This is a genomic window from Pelatocladus sp. BLCC-F211 (assembly GCF_041928655.1).
Classification (GTDB): Bacteria; Cyanobacteriota; Cyanobacteriia; order Cyanobacteriales; family Nostocaceae; genus Pelatocladus.
Genome location: NZ_JBHFLM010000123.1, coordinates 121250 through 137661 on the forward strand (window position 1 = coordinate 121250; position 16412 = coordinate 137661).

General features: G+C 40.3%; 14 protein-coding genes and 1 tRNA gene. 9 read left to right on the top strand and 6 right to left on the bottom strand.

Features of this window, described 5'->3' with window-relative positions:
• Window positions 1-4 precede the first annotated feature (4 nt).
• Entirely contained in the window at window positions 5-343 is a 339-nt protein-coding gene (locus ACE1AT_RS15185; RefSeq protein ID WP_374869696.1) for a type II toxin-antitoxin system HicB family antitoxin, read from the top strand.
• A 534-nt stretch (window positions 344-877) separates the two neighbouring features.
• Complete coding sequence (locus tag ACE1AT_RS15190) at window positions 878-3751, top strand: cation-translocating P-type ATPase (RefSeq protein ID WP_374869698.1); 2874 nt, start codon at window positions 878-880, stop codon at window positions 3749-3751.
• A gap of 52 nt (window positions 3752-3803) precedes the next feature.
• Here the strand turns inward: ACE1AT_RS15190 and ACE1AT_RS15195 are convergent, their stop codons facing one another.
• The 3 genes from ACE1AT_RS15195 to ACE1AT_RS15205 all read right to left on the bottom strand — a co-directional run bounded on the left by ACE1AT_RS15195 (window position 3804) and on the right by ACE1AT_RS15205 (window position 6206).
• A complete protein-coding gene (locus ACE1AT_RS15195; RefSeq protein ID WP_374869700.1) occupies window positions 3804-4691 on the bottom strand; it encodes a pentapeptide repeat-containing protein in 888 nt (295 codons plus the stop codon).
• Between the two features lie 65 nt (window positions 4692-4756).
• On the bottom strand, window positions 4757-5845 hold the full coding sequence (locus tag ACE1AT_RS15200; RefSeq protein WP_374869772.1) for an ATP-dependent 6-phosphofructokinase: 1089 nt from the start codon (window positions 5843-5845) through the stop codon (window positions 4757-4759).
• Between the two features lie 289 nt (window positions 5846-6134).
• Window positions 6135-6206, bottom strand: a tRNA-Gly gene (locus ACE1AT_RS15205).
• A gap of 436 nt (window positions 6207-6642) precedes the next feature.
• Here ACE1AT_RS15205 and urtA point away from each other — a divergent pair.
• The 5 genes from urtA to urtE all read left to right on the top strand — a co-directional run bounded on the left by urtA (window position 6643) and on the right by urtE (window position 12086).
• Complete coding sequence (gene urtA, locus ACE1AT_RS15210) at window positions 6643-7962, top strand: urea ABC transporter substrate-binding protein (RefSeq protein WP_374869702.1); 1320 nt, start codon at window positions 6643-6645, stop codon at window positions 7960-7962.
• Between the two features lie 144 nt (window positions 7963-8106).
• On the top strand, window positions 8107-9267 hold the full coding sequence (gene urtB / locus ACE1AT_RS15215) for an urea ABC transporter permease subunit UrtB (protein ID WP_374869704.1): 1161 nt from the start codon (window positions 8107-8109) through the stop codon (window positions 9265-9267).
• A gap of 163 nt (window positions 9268-9430) precedes the next feature.
• A complete protein-coding gene (urtC, locus tag ACE1AT_RS15220; protein WP_374869706.1) occupies window positions 9431-10552 on the top strand; it encodes an urea ABC transporter permease subunit UrtC in 1122 nt (373 codons plus the stop codon).
• On the top strand, window positions 10527-11273 hold the full coding sequence (urtD, locus tag ACE1AT_RS15225) for an urea ABC transporter ATP-binding protein UrtD (protein WP_374869708.1): 747 nt from the start codon (window positions 10527-10529) through the stop codon (window positions 11271-11273). Before urtC ends, urtD begins: the two co-directional genes overlap by 26 nt.
• A 114-nt stretch (window positions 11274-11387) precedes the next feature.
• Window positions 11388-12086, top strand: a complete 699-nt coding sequence (gene urtE, locus ACE1AT_RS15230; protein WP_374869710.1) for an urea ABC transporter ATP-binding subunit UrtE — start codon at window positions 11388-11390, stop codon at window positions 12084-12086.
• Here urtE and ACE1AT_RS15235 read toward each other — a convergent pair.
• Genes ACE1AT_RS15235 through ACE1AT_RS15245 form a run of 3 tightly spaced genes read right to left on the bottom strand, consistent with a single transcriptional unit; the run spans window position 12065 to window position 14258 of the window.
• Window positions 12065-13159 carry an AI-2E family transporter gene (locus tag ACE1AT_RS15235; protein ID WP_374869712.1) on the bottom strand — a complete coding sequence of 365 codons (1095 nt, stop codon included), beginning with the start codon at window positions 13157-13159 and terminating at the stop codon, window positions 12065-12067. The two genes, urtE and ACE1AT_RS15235, sit on opposite strands and share 22 nt — an antisense overlap.
• An 8-nt stretch (window positions 13160-13167) precedes the next feature.
• On the bottom strand, window positions 13168-13611 hold the full coding sequence (locus tag ACE1AT_RS15240; protein WP_374869714.1) for an NUDIX domain-containing protein: 444 nt from the start codon (window positions 13609-13611) through the stop codon (window positions 13168-13170).
• 35 nt (window positions 13612-13646) lie between these two features.
• Window positions 13647-14258: a DNA-binding protein gene (locus ACE1AT_RS15245; RefSeq protein ID WP_374869715.1), complete on the bottom strand. Its 612-nt coding sequence runs from the start codon at window positions 14256-14258 to the stop codon at window positions 13647-13649.
• A 171-nt stretch (window positions 14259-14429) separates the two neighbouring features.
• On the opposite strand from ACE1AT_RS15245, the gene folD reads away from it, so the two are divergent.
• Window positions 14430-15314, top strand: coding sequence for a bifunctional methylenetetrahydrofolate dehydrogenase/methenyltetrahydrofolate cyclohydrolase FolD (gene folD / locus ACE1AT_RS15250; protein ID WP_374869717.1), 885 nt, complete (start codon window positions 14430-14432; stop codon window positions 15312-15314).
• Between the two features lie 135 nt (window positions 15315-15449).
• Window positions 15450-16376, top strand: coding sequence for a geranylgeranyl diphosphate synthase CrtE (gene crtE / locus ACE1AT_RS15255; RefSeq protein WP_374869719.1), 927 nt, complete (start codon window positions 15450-15452; stop codon window positions 16374-16376).
• Window positions 16377-16412: the final 36 nt, after the last annotated feature.

Here is a 16412-nt window from a genome sequence, read left to right on the forward strand (position 1 = left end):
CATTATGATAGGAAAAGAGAACCTAGCATCAGTATTTATAAATTCTCTAGCCGTCACAAGTTTACATAAGCTGTCTCTTCATGTTCTAGTTGAACAGGCTGAGTCGGGACATTTTATTGCATCAGTCCCTGAGTTACCTGATTGTACGGTTGAAGCTGAAACCCGTGACACAGCGATCGCATCTCTACAGGAGCAAGTTAAAGCTAGACTGGCAAATATGGAGGTGCTGACGCTAGAAGTGGCAAATAATCCTTGGACAGATTTTATTGGGATGTGTTTGAGGGAGATGAAGAGTTTGCGGATCTGGCTCAGGAACTACGTAATGAGCGTGAGTTGGATATAAATCAATACGGTTCAGTTAAGGCTAAAAACTAAAACTAGCGTAGGTTGGGGAGCCAGTGCGTTGCGGGGGTCCCAAGAGTTGTAGCTGGACTGTACTTGACTATATGCATAAAAATTTTCGAGCCAGTGCGTTGCGGGGGTCCCAAGAGTTGTAGCACCTGGCGTTTGAGGAACGTAGACGCGCCCTGCGCGGCTTCTCGCAGAGTAACCCAACATTATCAACGCTTTGTTGGGTTTCGCTTGCGCTCAACCCAACCTACATTTCTTCTTAACTGAACCGTATTGGGTTATCAACAAATTTTAGTTATCGTTAAATTCTAAGTTAGAGGTTAAATATAAAACTTGAGAAACTTGTGAGGGTATCAAAGCACATCATTAGCTTCACAAGTTCCTCAAATTCTTGTCGTAACTTGAAACTTGGTTATACAGCCAATCTTAGAAGTCAAGATTTCTAGGATTGGCTGATTACTTAACAAAATTTAAAACAACTGCAATATACAGATATTCTGCACTTCATCTTTTCTTAAATACTGCGATGATTCCACATTCACCAATTTGGTCATTAACACCTGAGCAGGTTTACCAAACCTTAGCAACTAATCAGCAAGGACTGAGCGAAGCTGAAGCCAATTTCCGCCTCAAACAAAATGGCTACAACGAACTACCTGAACCACAAACGCGTTCTTTATTATTGCGTTTTATTGACCAATTAACTCATTTCATGGCTTTGTTATTGTGGGTAGCAGGAATTTTAGCATTTGTTTCTCAAATACCGGAATTAGGATGGGCAATTTGGGCGGTTATTTGGATTAATGCGATTTTTAGTTTTTGGCAGGAATTTCAAGCAGAAAAAGCGTTATCTGCTTTAAAACAAGTATTACCCGTCCAAGTAAAAGTTTTTCGTGATGGTGAATTATGCATTTTACCTGTACGGGAGTTAGTTGTAGGTGATGTTATTCAATTAGAAGAGGGAGACAAAATTTCTGCTGATGCGCGACTAGTTGAAAGCCAGTCATTTTATGTAGACCTGTCTGTTCTCACAGGGGAATCTGTACCGGTAACTCGCTCATGTGAACCAGTAATCTCAGAAAATACACGTGGTTCAGAGGCTAAGAATTTGGTTTTTGCCGGTTCTACGGTTGCTTCAGGACGAGGAACAGCAGTGGTTTATGCAACGGGTACTCATACAGAATTTGGGCAAGTAGCGCATTTGACCGCGAACGTAAAGCGCGAACCTAGCACTTTAGAAATACAAATATCGAAAGTAGTTCACATGATCACAATGATCGCCATCAGCATGGGGGTACTTGTGTTTATACTCACTAATTTATTAGTGGGTATGGGAATCAAAGAAAGTTTCATTTTTGCAATTGGTATTATTGTCGCATTTGTACCAGAAGGATTGTTACCAACAGTTACTCTTGCTTTGGCAATTGGTGTCAAGCGAATGGCACGAAAAAATGCTTTGGTACGCCGTCTTTCAGCAGTGGAAACATTGAGTGCAACGACAGTAATTTGTACCGACAAAACAGGAACTTTAACTAAAAATGAAATGACTGTTCGTAAGCTTTGGATTCCTGGTGGAGAGATTAATGTAACTGGAGTGGGTTATGAACCTAAAGGAGAAGTAGAAATTTTTAATTCTGAATTTGAATCTCAAATCAAGTTAATGTTAGCAGGTGCAGCGCTTTGTTCCAATGCGCGGTTAAATCATCCTCAAGGTTCAAGTCAATGGCAAGCATTAGGTGATCCCACGGAAGCAGCATTACTAGTTGTTGCGATTAAAGCTGGTTTGCATTTGGAAGAATTGCAGCAGCAAGCACCACGGATTCGAGAAATCCCATTTGACTCCCACCGCCGAATGATGACGGTAATACTAGAAAAAAGTTCTAATTTTTCTGTATTAAATAATGAATTAAAAAATACTATTTTTTCCCAATCATATCAATCGACACTCAGAGAGCAAAATTCAACACTAGTATTTACCAAAGGCGCACCCTTAGACATACTGCAACATTCCCGATTTATTTTGTGTTCTGGACAACAGCAAGAGTTAACAGAAGGACAACGAGGAGAAATCGAAGTAGCAAATGATCATTTAGCTTCTCAAGGTTATCGTGTTTTGGGGATAGCAACTCGCCAAGGTGGAGCAGAGTTACGGGAATCTGATGATCATTCTTTAGAGCAAGACCTAACGTTTGTTGGACTTGTAGCCATGATCGATCCACCGCGTCCAGAAGTTGCGGATGCGATCGCACTGTGTCAACGTGCAGGTATCCAAGTTACGATGATTACAGGTGACTACGGCTTAACAGCAGGTGCGATCGCTCAGAAAATTGGTTTAATCAATGATAAATCTAACGGTAAACCAAAAATTATCACAGGCGAACAGCTAGGACATCTTTCTAACGCCCAGCTACGTCAAATCCTCCACAAGCAGAAGCATGGCTTAGTTTTTGCGCGAGTGATGCCAGAACAAAAATTAAGGCTAGTACAAGCATATAAAGACCTGGGGCATGTTGTCGCTGTGACTGGTGATGGCGTTAATGATGCACCAGCCTTACGCGCTGCTAACATTGGCATTGCTATGGGTATGAATGGTACGGATGTTGCCCGTGAAGCTGCTGATATTGTCTTGGTGGATGATAATTTTGCTACCATCGTGATTGCCATTGAACAGGGACGAGCAGTTTATCAAAATATTCGCAAGTTTATTACTTATATCCTCTCGTCCAACATGGCGGAGTTTCTGCCATTTTTAGCAATGGTGTTGTTCAAAATACCCCCAGCTTTAGTAATTCTGCAAATCCTAGCAATTGACTTAGGAACAGATATGCTTCCAGCCCTAGCATTAGGTGCAGAGCGTCCGGAAAAAGGTTCAATGGTCCAACCACCGCGCCCAAAATCCCAAGGGTTGCTGGATTTACCACTGATGCTGCGTGCCTATTGTTTTTTGGGTTTACTCGAAGGATTAGCGGGGATGGTAGGATTCTTATTAGTTTGGTGGGCAAATGGCTATGGAATTACGGAATTGCAAGCAATCGCCCCAAGTATTTTATCGCACTCAGCTAATGCTAAAACCATGGCGATTTACTACCAGGCGACGACAGTCACACTAGCTGCGATCGTTGCGTGTCAAGATGGTAATGTTTTTGCTAGTCGTTCTGAAAGAGTTTCTATTTTTAAGTTAGGTTTTTTTACTAACCGTTTAATTTGGTTGGGAATCGCTGTGGAATGGGCGTTAATTTTATCGATTATCTACTCCCCAACATTGCAGAAAATCTTTTCAACAGCTCCTCTACAAGCTTCACAATGGTTAGCATTGCTTGTATGTCCACCATTGATTTTGATTGCGGATGAATTACGTAAGTGGGTTGTGCGACATCAAAAAGCCGCTCAAAAAAGTTGAATTAGCTAAAGATGTGAGCAGAATCACAGCGTCACCTCTCTAGCTAAGAAAATCATAATTCTACATTCTCTAGCTTGGCATGAGTGAGGTTAGCTTCAGTCATGTCAGCCTCTTTCAATTTTGCTCCACTCAAGTCAGCATAGGCGAAGTTAGCACTCATGAAAGTCTTTATAAAATTGACTCTGTTAAGTTTAGCCTCAATGAAATTAGTTCCGTTCATGATTGCTTCTCTCAAATTTGCTCCAGTCAAATCGGCGTTGCTGAAATTTGTTTCGCTTAAGTCTGCTTTCATGAGGTCTGCATCTTGCAAATTAGCTTCACTAAAATTCGCTCCACTCAGATTTGCTTTTACCATATAGGCATCTTTCAAAGAAGCTTTTCTAAGTTGAGCGCCGCTGAGATTTGCTTCCCAAAAATTGGCTTCATTAAGAACCGCCTCATTTAAATCAGCCTCAGACAGATTAGTATGTGCAAAGTTAGCTCTGCTCAGGTCTGCACCGTAAAAATTAGCACCATTACAACTCGTGTGGCTCAGATTAGCTTCAATAAATTTAGCCCTGACTAAATCAGTTGCTTTAAGGTTTGTGTTTCTCAGATTTACGCCAGTTAGATCCGCCTCACAAAGATTTGCCCCGAGCAAATTTGCGCCCTCAAGATTCGCTTGACAAAGATTAGCTTTGCAGAAGTTTGCTCTTACCAAATAAGCTTTGAATAAGTTTGCATCATTAAGATTAGCTCCAGTCAAATCAGCCGACATCAAATTAGCTTCAGATAATTGACTAAAGGAGAGATTTACACCCTTGAAGTTTATATATTGTAAGACGATGGAATTAAGATTTGCTTCCGAAAGATCAGGCACTAAATTTGGATTTTTGATTCTCCAATGATTCCAAGCATTTACACCTTTTTCGAGGATAGCAAGATGTTTGTCATTTGCCATATCAATCACCCTGATGAAATAAAATTTTGAGTCTTTCGAGATTGTCTAATACCTACTCAAAAACTTTAGGAAGTAAGCGCGACCGAAACATCAACTTTATTTCCGACATAAATCCCTAAAGCACGGGCTGTTTGCACTAGATAATCATTCGGATCTACATGTAAAGGACTGCGATCTAAAACCATTTCTAATGGTACTGCTTCCACTTTCCCATTACGCCAGGCAACCATTTTTCTTGTTTCTCCAGCCGCCAGTAAATCAACCGCAGCTTTACCAAATGCAGTCGCTACCAATCGGTCTAATGCTGAAGGAATCCCACCGCGTTGAATATGTCCTAAAACGGAAACTCGAATATCAAGTTGATTGTGGCTACAATTGCGAATTTCTTCGGCGATGTACTGTCCCATTCCGCAGCTAGGCGTTTGACATGATGTATAGCAACAGGAATCATCAGCTACTTTTGCACCTTCAGCAACTACAACGATCGCAAATTTCCGTCCCCAGCGATCGCGTAATTGTTGTAAGTGCAAACAAACGTCTTTGATCGAATAAGGAATTTCTGGAATTAAAATTATATCAGCCCCGCCTGCAATTCCGGCTTGCAAGGCTAGGTGTCCAGCACTACGCCCCATTACTTCTACAATCATGACGCGATCGTGACTTGCTGCTGTAAAGGTTAGGCGATTGAGTGAATCGACAATTGTATTGACTGCGGTATCAAAACCAACTACCCGTTCAGTTAACGCTACATCATTATCAATTGTTTTGGGGATAGCAATAAACTGCCAGTCGCCTTTAGTTTGCAATTCATTCAGAATCGCTAAACTACCATCTCCTCCTATACCAATTAAGGCACTGAGTTCTAGCGCTTTGTAACCCTTGAGTATGTTATCAATCTGTGCTAAAGTATCACCTTTATTAATACTGCCAAGAATTGTCCCACCCATATTTAACAATGGGTCAATCCCACGTAAATCTAAACCGTGAAATGAAAGCGGAATTGCTTTTTGTTCTAGTAAACCTCTGGTCGCGTAGGGTATTCCTAATACTTGCCAGTCATAAGTGAGGGTAGCATGACTAACCACTGCTCTGATCACGGCATTTAATCCCGGACAGTCTCCTCCACTGGTCAAAATGCCGATTCTTTTTTGGATTTTCATGCTTCACCTCAAAGATTGTCTTTTTTAGATTTAAGATTTTAGATTGAATCTAAAAGCTGATATATCTTTGAGATTAGGCAATAATTTTGAGGAATTTGTGAAGTTTTAATATATTGTAGCTGCGATGCTCCGTTTCCTTTAGTTAATACCCCAATTACCAATTACAGGTTCGTAGTAAGCACTTTATTGCTTAAAGATTTGAGGACTTAAGTCCTCATTACAAACACATAACCTCTGTGAATTAATATGGTTGAGTTCTACACAAGGCATTAATTTTTTCCAAAGCGGGTAACGCGATTCGAACGCGCGACATTCACCTTGGCAAGGTGACGCTCTACCACTGAGCTATACCCGCAAACTTTGCATATATACAAATATGTCAGATGAACAGATGATTGTCAAGAGGTAAAGGAAAATTTTTTGAGGAAGTGAGAACACAGGCTGTGTAAGGATACAAGCCCCTTAATTTATTAATGGAGAAAGAAAAAAAATTGTTGATTGAGAGGCGCAAAGCGCGATCCAACAAGGCGTCCTTGTCCAAATCCCCCTGATTCTAATTATCGGGAATATGTAATTAATTTTGTTTAAGTAAGTCGGCGGGAATAAACATAACGGGAGTTACGAAAAGCAAACATGTCTAAAACCCTTACCAATGACCAATGACCAATGACCAATGACTTATTATTAATCTTTGATAACAAACAGTATCAAAATAGACTGTTTCCGAGTTAAATGTAACACTAACATGCTTGCAAAAGTTTTTAGCTAATTCGTTTGAAAACAATTTAGATATGAGAATTAATCGGCGTAAATTTTTGGTCTATGGTTCCGCATCTTTTGGAGGAACTTTTTTCTTAAAGGCTTGTGCTAACAATTCTTCTACAAATACCGCAGAAAATCCAACTCCAGTCGCATCTGATGCAGCTTCTCCTGTCAGTGCTGCGAGTAATGGAAACACCATTAAAGTGGGAATTTTGCATTCTCTTAGCGGCACAATGTCTATCAGTGAAAAAAGCGTTGTCGATGCCGAAAAATTAGCAATTAAAGAAATCAATGCTGCTGGCGGTGTCTTAGGTAAACAAATTGAAGCGATTGTTGAAGATGGTGCTTCCAACTGGGATACATTTAGGGAAAAAGCCACCAAACTAATTGATCAAGATAAAGTTGCTGTAGTTTTTGGTTGCTGGACTTCTGCTAGCCGTAAGAATGTTAAGCCGGTATTTGAAAGCAAAAACCATATGCTTTGGTATCCGGTGCAGTATGAAGGTCAAGAATGTTCTAATAACATTTTCTACACTGGCGCTGCTCCCAATCAACAAATTGAACCTGCTGTTGATTGGCTACTCAAAAATAAAGGCAAAGAATTCTTTTTAGTTGGTTCCGACTACGTTTTTCCCCGCACAGCAAACACAATTATTAAAGCGCAATTACAAGCAAAAAGTGGTAAAACAGTCGGTGAAGATTACTTACCACTTGGTAACACAGAAGTTACGCCTATTATCACCAAAATTAAACAAACTTTGCCCAACGGAGGCGTAATTTTCAATACCTTAAATGGTGATAGCAACGTTGCATTCTTCAAACAATTGCAAGGTGCTGGTTTAACACCAGATAAATATCCTACCATGTCTGTAAGTATTGCTGAAGAAGAAGTTAAAGCCATCGGTGTTGATTATCTTAAAGGACACTACGCCGCTTGGAATTATTTTATGACAGTTGATACTCCCGAAAATAAAAAATTTGTCGAAGCTTTTAAGAAAGAATATGGTAATGATCGCGTCACCAATGATCCGATGGAAGCTGCATATATCGGAGTTTATTTGTGGAAACAAGCAGTCGAAAAAGCCAATTCTACCGACATCGCAAAAGTCCGCACCGCAGCCTACGGTCAAACCCTGAATGCACCCGAAGGACGAGTTACAATGGAAGCCAACCATCACATATCCAAAATTGTGCGGATTGGTGAAGTCAGAGATGATGGTTTGTTTAAGATTGTCTATGCAACTCCCGCACCAGTTGACCCAATTCCTTGGAATCAATTTGTGAAAGAAACCAAGGGATTTGCTTGTGATTGGTCAGACCCAAATAAAGGTGGTAAATACAAAGTTTAACCGATGAATTTTTCTTGGTGTCTTGGTGTCTTCGTGGTGAAAAAAATATTTTTTGAAACACATAGACGCGCCAGCGGCTTCCCGTAGGGTAGACACGAAGACACTAAGAATATTGAATTGGATTGATAGCTGCTTGGGGGAAATGTGTTAGCAGGATTTTTGGATGCCATATTTAATGGTATTAGTATCGGTGCTGTGTTGTTAATTGCAGCATTAGGTCTAGCCATTGTCTTTGGACTGATGGGTGTCATTAATATGGCACATGGCGAGTTGATGATGTTGGGAGCATATACCACATTTGTGGTGCAAAATGCTAGTAAACAACTCGGTGGAATCTGGTTGGAGAGTTATATATTTTTTGCTCTGATTTTTGCTTTTTTATTAACAGCAGTTGTGGGGTTAGTTCTAGAAAGAGGTGTGGTGCGTTATCTCTACAAACGTCCTCTAGAAACTCTGTTGGCAACTTGGGGTGTGAGTTTAATTTTACAGCAGTTTGTTCGCAGTGTGAATTGGGTTTTGGTAATTGCGATCGCGCTATTTTGTTTATTATTTTTTGGTGGTTTATGGGTTTTGAATTCCCGCACAAATTTAGGACGAGTTCGTAACTGGATTGTAACAGTAATCTTGTTACTTTCTTTAGGGGTGACAATCGCTGTCAGCAACTTTTTAAGCACTACTTATAAATTAGCAGTGACTCAACCTTGGTTTGGCGCTCAAAATGTAGATGTGACTGCACCTAGTTGGTTACGAGGGGGTATGTCTTTGGGTGGTGTGCAATTACCTTTTGCGAGGTTATTTATTATTGCTTTGACGATTATTTGTGTGGTGGGTATTTACCTATTTTTACAACGCTCAAATTGGGGATTAAGAATTCGCGCTGTCACACAAAATCGCAGTATGAGTGCTTGTTTGGGTATCCCGACACAAAAAGTTGATGCAATGACTTTTGCACTGGGTTCGGGATTAGCTGGTGTAGCTGGATGTGCGATTAGTTTACTAGGTTCTGTGGGGCCAAATACAGGTCAAAATTATATTATCGATACTTTTATGGTTGTGGTTGTGGGTGGTGTAGGCAACTTGATCGGTAGTATTGTGGCAGCATTGGCGATTGGAACGGTTAATTTTTTGATTGGTTCTGGAACTCTGGCTTTGTTATTGACTCCTGTTCAGCCTTTAGCAGATGTGTTTACGTTTTTTGCAACAACGAGTATGGCGAGGGTGATGGTGTTTGCGTTGATTATTGCGTTTTTACAGTGGAAACCTGCTGGTATTTTTCCACAGAAGGGTCGTAGTGTTGATGTTTAAATTGGCGAACAGGGAATGGGGATTGGAGATTGAAAGAATATGATCTCAGGTTCGTTTGATTACTTAATAATTCCCTTTGAACCCCACCCCGGTTTTGTCTAGCGCCAAAACCGGGGTGGGGTGCAATGACTGTGGTAAGTACAACTAATTATCTGAACCTGATATGAAAAGAAATAGAAGAAGATTAATTTTCATTGAAGTGGGGGTGGTGGTGGCGATCGCACTCATCCTAATTTTGATTATGCCTGTTATTTTGTCTAACTTTCGACTGAATTTGCTGGGACGATTTTTATCGCTGGCGATTGTGGCTTTAGGTATAGATTTAATTTGGGGTTATACCGGGTTGTTGAGTTTGGGACATGGGATTTTCTTTGGTTTGGGTGGATATGCGATCGCGATGTACCTGAAACTGCAAGTTCCCCAAGGTGAGTTACCTGATTTTATGGGATTGTATGGGGTGACGGAATTACCGTGGTTTTGGAAACCTTTTTATTCGTTTCCTTTTGCGGTTGTTGCTGTAGTAGTTATCCCCGCAATCTTAGCAGGATTATTAGGATATTTAGTATTTCGTAATCGTTTGAAAGGTGTATATTTTTCGATTTTGACGCAAGCGGCGACAATTGTTTTTTTCAATTTCTTTAATGGTCAACAAAAACTTTTTAATGGTACGAATGGGTTAATAGATTTTACAACTTTATTTAAAGCAACAGTTAGCGATGCAAAAACGCAGTTTGTTTTCTATACTATCACGGTATTGTTTCTTGTTGCTACCTACGCTCTTTGTCGCTGGTTAACAAGTGGACGTTTCGGTAGGTTGCTCATCGCAATTCGTGATGATGAAAGTCGGGTGCGTTTTTCTGGTTACAATCCTACAGAATTCAAAGTGTTGGTTTTTGCTGTTTCGGGAGCAATAGCAGGAATCGCCGGAGCATTTTACACTTTGCAAAGTGGTTCTATATCACCCAGAGCTATGGATATTGCTTTCTCAATTGAAATGGTAATTTGGGTGGCGGTGGGGGGACGCGCCACGTTAGTAGGAGCAATTTTAGGTACTTTGCTTGTTAATTATGCTCGTGTTTTTCTGAGCGAACAATTTTCTGAAATCTGGCTATTTTTCCAAGGCGCACTATTTTTAATAGTCGTGACAGTCCTACCAGATGGAATAGTTGGATGGTTACGTGAGCAAAAATTTTCGCTTTTACAACGTCCTTCTCAAATTGCTACTTATCCCAGTTTAGAACAAGACCCCGAAGTGCAGCATGAACGTCAAAATCTTGGAAACTGAAAACCTCACTGTGACTTTTGATGGTTTTCAGGCATTAAATCAATTGAACTTTAGCATGGATGTAGGGGAATTACGAGTAGTAATTGGTCCGAATGGTGCTGGTAAAACAACTTTTTTGGATGTGATCACAGGTAAAGTCCAACCCACAAAAGGAAGGGTATTATTTCAGGGTAAAAATCTCCGTTTTCTCAAAGAACATCAAATTGCACGTTTAGGAATTGGTCGCAAATTCCAAACTCCTCGCATATACCTGAATTTAACGCCTCGTGAAAATCTGGAACTGACTAGTAATCGTAATAAGAATGTATTTTCTACTTTATTCGGACGTTCGAGTAATGCTGAAAAAAATAGCATCAAAGGATTATTAGAAACTATAGGTTTAAGAAATAAAGCAGATATCCCAGCCGGTTTACTTTCTCACGGCGAAAAACAACGTTTAGAAATAGGGATGCTAGTCGCCCAATCTCCTGATTTATTACTCGTTGATGAACCTGTGGCTGGTTTAACTGATGAAGAAACTTATAATGTCGGAGAATTACTTTTGGCGTTAGCACAGAGTCATTCAATTTTAGTGATTGAACATGATATGGAATTTGTGCGCCAAATAGCCAGGAAAGTTACAGTTCTCCATCAAGGTTCGGTGTTGTGTGAAGGTAATATCGAAGAAGTGCAAAATGATCCTCGTGTGATTGAGGTTTATTTGGGACAACAGCAAGATTGATATGTGAACAAAGGGGACAAGGGAGACAAGGAGGACAAGGAAGAATTATTTAACAAGTCTCTTCCCAATGACAAATGACCAATGACCAATGACCAATGACAAATAACCAAAATAATGTTGCAAATATCTAATCTCGATGTTTATTACGGCGAAAGTCACATTCTTCGGAATGTAGATTTGAATGTGCCAGATGGACAAATGGTTTGTCTCATCGGACGCAATGGTGTAGGGAAAACAACTCTCCTCAAAACAATTATGGGGTTACTCAAACCCCGTGGTGGTACAATTACCTTGGCTGAGACTATAATTAATTCCAAATCTCCCGATCAAAGGGCAAAAATGGGTATTGGTTATGTACCCCAAGGACGGGAAATCATACCACGTTTAACAGTGAAGGAAAATCTTTTATTAGGTTTAGAAGCGAGAAGAAAGCAAGGGAAAAATCAAGAAATTTCGGAAGAGATTTTGACGCTATTTCCGGTTTTGAAAACTATGCTGACGCGCATGGGTGGTGATTTAAGTGGTGGACAGCAACAACAATTAGCGATCGCTCGTGCTTTAATGGGACAACCCCAGTTACTTTTACTAGATGAACCCACAGAAGGAATTCAACCTTCGATTATTCTCGAAATTGAAGCCGCAGTCCGTCGCATTGTTGCGACTACTGGTATTTCTGTTTTATTAGTCGAACAACACCTACACTTTGTCCGCCAAGCTGATTATTATTACGCTATGCAAAAAGGCGGGATTGTCGCTTCTGGTTCTACTGATGAACTTAGCCAGGAAGTGATTCAAAGATTTCTGGCTGTCTGAATTTCGGAACTGTATTTAACATCTTCGTCAGTTGCTGGAGTGAATTTTCCTTCACGCCAATTATCACCAACACTTTTGATAAAACTTCCTAAGGGAATTGCAACTAAAAGTCCTAATAATCCCCCTAATTTTGCTCCTATTAATAAAGAGATGACTACCCAAACTGGGTTTAAACCAGTTAAATTACTCAGAATGCGAGGAGCAACAAAGTTGTAGTTAAATTGGTCAATTGCTACTGCTACAGTTAAAGCTTCAACCCCTAACCAAAAATTACTTAATGCTACTAAAGAACTTACTATAGTAATACCTATTCCTGTACCAAAAGGAAACAAAGCAAAAAAACCAATTACTAATCCAAAAAGTAAACTTAAAGGAACTCGTAACGCTAAAAAAGCTAGGGTAATTCCTGATGCTAAGATAGTCGCTAATGTTACTTGTCCAATAAAATAATTTTGAAAGTCTTCTCGTAATGACTGACGCACTTGTAAGCCAATATGAGATGGAAACCACAAAAATATCCCATCCCAAAGACGTTCGCCATTTAAGACTAAGTAAAAAGTCAGTACTACTGTTAATAAAACATTGACCAAGCTACCAATAGTATCTAAAGCAAAGCTCAAGATTTTACCTGTAAAATTTTGAATTTGGTTGGAGATTCTATCGAGAAGTTGGGGGATTAATCCACTTAAATGAAAAGGTAACTGTTCTGTTGTTGCCCAATTTTGCAAAGCTTGTAGTTGTTGTCTCCCAGAATCTATCCATGTGGGCAAAATATTAGCTAATTCGTTGAGTTGTTGTATAATTAGCGGTACTAAAGTAATACCTAAACCTACCAATATTAGTACAGCCAAAAGAAGTACTCCAGATATGGCAAGATTACGTTGTACGCCTCTCTCTTGCACAAATCGAATCGGATAATCCAGAATAAAAGCTAATAAAATAGCCGCAACAACAATGCTTACTAAAGGTTGAAAATAATTAATTACCTGAAGCAATACCCAACCATTTAAGATGAGCAAAGGAAATGCTAAAGCTAAAGTTAACCATCTGGGTAGCTGATTTACAGATTGCATACTAATCACTAACCACTAACCATTTTGTGTCTCATAAAATCTAACAAAATTCGCTGATGTACTGGTCCAAGAGGGCGGATTTCCCCTGCAATTTGGGAATAACATTGTCCCTGGTGAATGTCTTCTAGCGTTACTAAACCCATATCCCAACCTTCGTTGAGAACAAGTTGGTTTAATTCCACCAACAACGGTGCTTGGAAGACGTGACGCACCACAGAATCATCTGCATAGCAGCCAAACTCAGACACCATTGGTGGTAGATTATAGCCAATTTCCTCTAAAACTTCTCGCTTGACAGCTATATCTGGGGTTTCTCCAGGTTCAATGTGTCCACCAAAGAGTCCCCAGTAACCAGGGTAGAGAATATTGGGGATGTTATCGCGCAGTTGCATCAGAAATTTGTCTTTTTGATAGAGAATAGCGATCGCTACATGCACCAATTGCTTACTCATAAATTTTTGATTGGGAAAGTGTGACGTTATTATTATTACCTTTCTTCTATATAAACTTCCCCATATTCTTTGCCTGCAATGGGAATACTACGGTAGCGAATTTGACCTTTAATTACTACTTGATCTCCGACTTGCAAATTTGTTTGATTGGTGATAGCCCAAATTTTACCAGTCTCGTCCTTTACTAGATAGGCTTGTTTTTTTAACAGGGGAGCAATTTTTTCAACCTTGCCTTGGATGTATACTGTTGTATTACTATCTGGTTGCGATCGCAGTTCTCGAATTGGAGTCACATTTGCACCGATCGCATTGATACCAGAAAAAGTAAAATTACCACAACTTATTAATCCTGCCATGAGAAAGTAAGTCAATCCCAAATGGAAAACCGTGAAAGGAAGGTAATACGATTTTGGATTTTGGATTACCCTGCGCTTCGACACGTAGACGGACGAAGTCCGGCTTCTCGTAGAGTAGTGGCTTCTGTTCCCTGAAAGGGTTCCCGAAGGGTAAGTAGCCGCAGAAGCGTCTATAGATTTTGGATTGGGATGAGATTTTGGATTGGGAATCGCCTTGTAGATATGAGTTCTGTCAATCCATCTGTCACATTCTTTTTTCAAATTGGTGTAAAATTCTTGTGCCTGTAGCATAAAAGATACCCTGGGAGAGAATTTTGGCATCAATGGTTGGTTCGTCGCTATTTAGAATGAATCAGTTCCCATTTAGTCTATGTTCTCACCACCAAAAAGACACTCTCAATTGAAGCAACCAATCTGAGAAAATGGGTAATGGGTAATTGGTAATGGGTAATTGTTAATCTAATGGAAACAAACACTGCAAAACTGCTTGATGGTAAAGCCCTAGCAACAAAAATTCAGCAAGAATTATCTGCTACTATTACCAGATTACAACCCCAAATGGGACGACCGCCCGGTTTAGCAGTGCTAATGGTAGGCGATAACCCAGCCTCAGCTGCTTATGTGCGCGGAAAAGAAAAAGCCTGTGCGAAAATTGGTATGGCCTCTTTTGGTAAGCATTTTTCCACACAAACCACTCAAGCTGAACTTGAAGAAGTTATTCACAACCTCAATCAAGATGAACGAGTGGATGGTATTCTCGTACAACTGCCCCTACCCAGTCATCTAGATGCGATTTCTTTATTACACCAAATAGATCCCAACAAAGATGCCGATGGATTGCACCCAGTAAATATGGGAAAGCTAGTGCGGGGTGAACCCGGTTTACGCAGTTGTACACCAGCTGGAGTTATGCGCCTGTTGCAGGAATATGAAATTTCCTTGCGCTCTAAACAAGCGGTAGTGCTAGGGCGTAGTATTTTGGTGGGTAAACCATTGGCATTGATGCTTTTAGAAGCTGATGCAACAGTGACAATTGCCCATTCGCGATCGCAGGATCTCGCAGCCATAACTAAAAACGCTGATATTTTAATTGCAGCTGTTGGCCGTCCAGAACTAATTACAGCTCAGATGGTTAAACCAGGCGCTGTTGTGGTAGATGTGGGGATAAATCGTGTCATCGATGCTAGTGGTAATAGTCGCCTAGTCGGCGATGTCCACTTTGAATCAGTTGCAAATGTGGTAGAGTTCCTCACCCCAGTTCCTGGCGGTGTTGGCCCTATGACTGTCGCCATGTTATTGCAAAATACGGTGGATAGCTATAGCCAACGCTTAAAGACTAAAGAGTGATTATTGCTCATTGTCATTTGTCTATTGTCATTTGTGAAAAACTATTGACCATTGACCATCGACTATTGACTATTGAGCAATGACTCTTTCCCTTAAAATTGTTACTTAAATAACAGAAATTTAAGGAAATTAAGGATGGTAACAACGGATAACCTGAAACTAACTCCAGAAAAAGCCAATTTTGACCTCATTACCTATTTAAAAGAAAGACAAAAGCTATGTGAAATAGCTTTGGAACAGGCTATTACCGTGAGTTATCCCGAAAAGATTTATGAAGCAATGCGCTACTCTCTTTTAGCTGGAGGTAAGCGCTTGCGTCCGATTATTTGCCTTGCAACCTGTGAAATGACTGGTGGCAAAATCTCCATGGCTATGCCAACTGCGTGTGCGCTGGAGATGATTCATACCATGTCTTTGATTCACGATGATTTGCCCGCTATGGATAACGATGATTATCGTCGCGGTAAACTCACCAATCACAAGGTATACGGCGAAGATATCGCAGTTTTGGCTGGAGACGGCTTATTAGCTTATTCTTTTGAATATGTAGCAATAAATACCAAAGATGTACCAGCAGAGCGAGTATTACGAGTAGTTGCGATTCTGGGGCGTGCAGTCGGAGCTGCTGGTTTGGTGGGTGGTCAGGTACTTGATCTAGAATCAGAAGGAAAATCGGATATTTCTTCCGAAACACTCAATTTTATTCATAATCACAAAACAGGAGCGCTTTTAGAAGCAAGTGTAGTTTGTGGTGGTATCTTGGCAGGGACATCCGAAGACAATGTACAAAGGCTGTCTCGATATGCCAAAAATATTGGACTAGCTTTTCAGATTATTGATGACATCTTAGATATCACCTCTACGCAAGAACAGCTAGGAAAAAGTGTCGGTAAAGATCAAAAAGCTAAGAAAGTAACTTATCCAAGCCTGTGGGGAATTGAAAAATCTCAAAAACAAGCCCAACAGCTCATTGAATCTGCTTGTGCAGAATTAGAACCGTTTGGGAAAGCAGCAGAACCATTAGTGGCACTAGCTCATTTTATCACCAGTCGCAGTCACTAGGCTGTTATTAATCATTAGTTATCAGTTATCAGTTAC

Excerpts from the sequence above, each read along its gene's own strand:
- ACE1AT_RS15185 (WP_374869696.1), top strand. The coding sequence starts at position 5 with ATGATAGGAAAAGAGAACCTAGCATCAGTATTTATAAATTCTCTAGCC.
- ACE1AT_RS15190 (WP_374869698.1), top strand. The coding sequence starts at position 878 with ATGATTCCACATTCACCAATTTGGTCATTAACACCTGAGCAGGTTTAC.
- ACE1AT_RS15195 (WP_374869700.1), bottom strand. The coding sequence starts at position 4,691 with ATGGCAAATGACAAACATCTTGCTATCCTCGAAAAAGGTGTAAATGCT.
- urtA (WP_374869702.1), top strand. The coding sequence starts at position 6,643 with ATGAGAATTAATCGGCGTAAATTTTTGGTCTATGGTTCCGCATCTTTT.
- urtC (WP_374869706.1), top strand. The coding sequence starts at position 9,431 with ATGAAAAGAAATAGAAGAAGATTAATTTTCATTGAAGTGGGGGTGGTG.
- urtD (WP_374869708.1), top strand. The coding sequence starts at position 10,527 with ATGAACGTCAAAATCTTGGAAACTGAAAACCTCACTGTGACTTTTGAT.
- urtE (WP_374869710.1), top strand. The coding sequence starts at position 11,388 with ATGTTGCAAATATCTAATCTCGATGTTTATTACGGCGAAAGTCACATT.
- ACE1AT_RS15235 (WP_374869712.1), bottom strand. The coding sequence starts at position 13,159 with ATGCAATCTGTAAATCAGCTACCCAGATGGTTAACTTTAGCTTTAGCA.
- ACE1AT_RS15240 (WP_374869714.1), bottom strand. The coding sequence starts at position 13,611 with ATGAGTAAGCAATTGGTGCATGTAGCGATCGCTATTCTCTATCAAAAA.
- ACE1AT_RS15245 (WP_374869715.1), bottom strand. The coding sequence starts at position 14,258 with ATGCTACAGGCACAAGAATTTTACACCAATTTGAAAAAAGAATGTGAC.
- folD (WP_374869717.1), top strand. The coding sequence starts at position 14,430 with ATGGAAACAAACACTGCAAAACTGCTTGATGGTAAAGCCCTAGCAACA.
- crtE (WP_374869719.1), top strand. The coding sequence starts at position 15,450 with ATGGTAACAACGGATAACCTGAAACTAACTCCAGAAAAAGCCAATTTT.